Source organism: Nitrospiraceae bacterium, from assembly GCA_021373015.1.
In the GTDB taxonomy this organism is placed as follows: domain Bacteria; phylum Nitrospirota; class Thermodesulfovibrionia; order Thermodesulfovibrionales; family UBA1546; genus JAJFTJ01.
Genome location: JAJFTJ010000022.1, coordinates 1 through 3,313 on the forward strand (window position 1 = coordinate 1; position 3,313 = coordinate 3,313).

At 38.3% G+C, this 3,313-nt stretch carries 5 protein-coding genes; 1 reads left to right on the top strand and 4 read right to left on the bottom strand.

All coding sequences use genetic code 11. From position 1 onward, the window contains the following. Positions 1 to 231 precede the first annotated feature (231 nt). On the top strand, positions 232 to 825 hold the full coding sequence (recR, locus tag LLF28_08755) for a recombination mediator RecR (protein ID MCE5195518.1): 594 nt from the start codon (positions 232 to 234) through the stop codon (positions 823 to 825). Between the two features lie 26 nt (positions 826 to 851). On the opposite strand, the gene rpsU is transcribed toward recR, so the two are convergent. From rpsU to LLF28_08775, 4 genes are all read right to left on the bottom strand, one after another. Continuing rightward, positions 852 to 1,046 carry a 30S ribosomal protein S21 gene (rpsU, locus tag LLF28_08760; GenBank protein MCE5195519.1) on the bottom strand — a complete coding sequence of 65 codons (195 nt, stop codon included), beginning with the start codon at positions 1,044 to 1,046 and terminating at the stop codon, positions 852 to 854. A gap of 2 nt (positions 1,047 to 1,048) precedes the next feature. Next, positions 1,049 to 1,378, bottom strand: a complete 330-nt coding sequence (locus LLF28_08765) for an RNA-binding protein (GenBank protein ID MCE5195520.1) — start codon at positions 1,376 to 1,378, stop codon at positions 1,049 to 1,051. Positions 1,379 to 1,525: 147 nt separating this feature from the next. Then, positions 1,526 to 2,842: an amidohydrolase gene (locus LLF28_08770; protein ID MCE5195521.1), complete on the bottom strand. Its 1,317-nt coding sequence runs from the start codon at positions 2,840 to 2,842 to the stop codon at positions 1,526 to 1,528. Between the two features lie 100 nt (positions 2,843 to 2,942). Continuing rightward, on the bottom strand, positions 2,943 to 3,313 hold a 371-nt coding region (locus LLF28_08775), incomplete at its 5' end, for a hypothetical protein (GenBank protein ID MCE5195522.1).

Genomic DNA, 3,313 nt, shown 5'->3' on the forward strand with positions numbered 1-3,313 from the left:
CTTCTGTTATGTGCCCTAGTTTTATCAGGTTCGCGCCTAACCTTCCGCCGTTTCGCTTCTGAAGTGAAAGCGCTTCTCTTAATTGGTCTTCTGTTATTGCTCCTGATGTTACTAGTATCTGTCCTATCTTTGATGCCATGGCTTAATTTTACACTATAAAGAAACCATATTGGAAGTCAAAGTCAAGTTGACAACAAAAGACTTTTACAGATATTCTAGATGCCATAATTCATGGCACAAGGCATTATTGAAAACCTTATAAATCAGCTCACGAAATTACCAGGCATAGGCAGAAAAACTGCTCAGAGACTTGCATTCTTTATGCTCACAATGTCAGAAGAAAATGCAAAAGAAATTGCACACGCAATAATAGATGTTAAAGACAAAGCAAGATTCTGCAGCAGATGTTTTAACATTACTGATTCAGAGCCATGTGATATATGCAGAGATGGATCAAGAGATAAGACAAGAATTTGTGTAGTTGAAGAACCAAGCAATATCCTCGTAGTTGAAAGGACACGAACATTCAACGGTTTATATCATGTCCTGCTTGGCTCGATTTCCCCGATAGACGGCATTACTCCGGATAAACTTAAAATAGCAGAGCTTGTGCGAAGGGTTAAGAATGACGGGATATTAGAGATAATACTTGCTACAAATCCTAACACTAAAGGAGAAATGACAGCTCAATACATAAGAGATGCATTAAAATCTTTTAACATTAAGATCACGCGTATTGCATACGGACTTCCTATCGGAAGCGACATTGAATTTGCTGATGAGGTTACACTAGGCAAAGCGCTTGAAGGAAGGAGAGAAATGTAAAATTCATTTTTGAATTTTACACCTTTTTATTCCGACCTCTTAAATCTCAATGCCTTGAGTCTTTTTTTCCTAGCCTCTCTCTGCTTGCGTTTTTCTTTCACAGAGGGCTTTTCATAAAAACTCCTCTGCTTTATTTCCTTAAAAAGACCTTCTTTCTGAAGTTGGCGTTTAAGAGATTTAAGCGCTCTTTCAAGATCATTTTCATGAACTTTTATAACCAAGATTATCTCCGTCCTCTGCCCTTATTTCTGTCAAAACCGCCTCCGCTTCTTCTGTTCCCGCCGAAACCGCCGCGGTTTTCTTTCTGCTGGGGCTTAGCTTCATTTACTACAAGCGCCCTTTCCATTAACATCATGCCGTTGACTGACTCTATAGCTCTTTTTGCATCTTCACGGGTAGCCATCTCAACAAAACCGAATCCTCTAGGTTTTCCTGTCTGGGCATCAGTGATTATTTTCACAGACTCTACCTCTCCTGATTTTGCAAAAAGTTCCTTTAAATCCTCTTCTGTTGCCTGGAACGAGATGTTGCCTACATAAAGCTTCTTTTCCATATTTGTCTCCTTTTACTTTTGAAAAAATAAAATACCTCAAAGACTTTTAAAGTCTATTGAGGCATTCTCAACTCCAAAAGATATGAAGAGTATAGCTTAAAGCAATAAAATTGTAAACGTCATTTAATTCGGTAAAAGTCTGACAAGTTATCCCATCTTGTTTTTCCACTCTCTGGTTTTAACCAATATTTCTTCTTCGTCAGCAGTGCAAAGCTTTCTGTTTTCAACCACAAGTTTGCCATTAACAAAAACTGTCTCGACATCAGATGACTTTGCTGAATACACAAGATGAGAATAAATATCATAAAGCGGTGTAAGATGAGGCTTGTCAAGATTTAACATTACAACATCTGCAGCCTTTCCTTTTTCAAGACTTCCTGTAATCCTGCCCAGTCCAAGAACCTCAGCTCCCCATTTTGTTGCCATTAATAAAACTGTTTTTGCATCAAGCGCTGTCGGATCATTAAAAATTGCCTTGTGGACTTTTGCTGCTGTTGACATCTCGCTCAAGATATCGAGGTCATTATTGCTTGCTGCACCGTCTGTGCCAAGACTGACTTTTATGCCTGCCTTAAGCATCTGTGGCACAGGCGCAATCCCTGAACTCAGTTTGAGATTGCTTTCAATACAGTGAGAAACTCCAACTTTATGTTTAGCAAGAGTCTCTATCTCATTTTCATCAAGCCATACGCAATGTGCTGCAATAATACGCTCATTAAGAAAACCAAGTTCATCAAGAAATTGAACAGGTCTCATGCCATATTTAGCCGTAATTTCTTCTGCTTCCCATTTTGCCTCTGATACATGGATATGAATCGGAACATTATATTTGTCAGCTGCTTGTTTTGCCTTTTTAAGTGTTTCAGGTCCGCAGGTATAAACAGAATGAGGGGCAATACATGGGATAATTAATTCATCTTTTTCCCAAGTCTTTATGAATTTTTCAACTTTATTGAAATATTCATCTGTTGTCTTTGCTTCAACTGTAGGAAAATCAAGCAGCCCTGTGCCGAGCACAGCCCTCATCCCAAGTTTCTTTATAGATATTGCAGAAGCGTTTTCGAAAAAATACATGTCATTATAAGTTGTAATGCCTGCCTTTAGCATTTCCAAGCATGCAAGCTCTGTTGCATCAGCAACAAACTCAGAACTCAACCATTTCTTTTCAGCAGGCCATATGTGTTCTTCAAGCCATTCTTTTAATGGAAGGTCGTCAGCAATTCCTCTGAAATAAACCATTGCAGCATGTGTGTGTGTATTGATTAATCCGGGTATGACAACACGATTAGCGCCGTTGATTACATTCTCTGATGAATATTTTTTTGAGATTGCATCATAAGTGTCAACATCCAGTATCTTTTTTCCATGAATTGCAAGAGCTCCGTTTTTTATTACGCTCAGCTTCTCATCCATTGGAAGCAGATAATCAGCACGAATTATGTAGTCTGCATTCTGCACGATCACCCCATTATCTTAAAACAGATATGAGGGGAGATGGCAAAATAAATCCGCAGTTCGACTCAACAAAGAATGAGCTGAAATACTATTTCTCCCCTTGAAAAATTCATTTTTTGTTTTCAATCCTCGGGAACAGATGCTCTGCTTTTAAAACTTTTATTTCATAAAGCGGTTTCCAATCCCATTCAAAAATCTCAGGATAGTCTTCTTCATCCCTTTTTACTAACCAGCTCTGTTTAATATCTTTTTCCAGTGATTTAAGCCCGAGCTGTTTCCATATTTTTTCAGCGGTTTCGGGCATGAAAGGACAGACCGAAATGGCAGTAAGCCGTAGAGCATTCCAAATATTGAACATTACTTTTTTGAGCTCTTCAATATCAGTTTTTGCAAGTTTCCAAGGTTCTTTTTGTGCTATGTAATTGTTAGCATCGCTTATGATATTCCAGATATTTTCAAGAATACGACTGAAACTTAACT

Bases quoted from the DNA above. Each gene is read 5' to 3' on its own strand.
- recR (MCE5195518.1), top strand. From the start codon at position 232: ATGGCACAAGGCATTATTGAAAACCTTATAAATCAGCTCACGAAATTA.
- LLF28_08765 (MCE5195520.1), bottom strand. From the start codon at position 1,378: ATGGAAAAGAAGCTTTATGTAGGCAACATCTCGTTCCAGGCAACAGAA.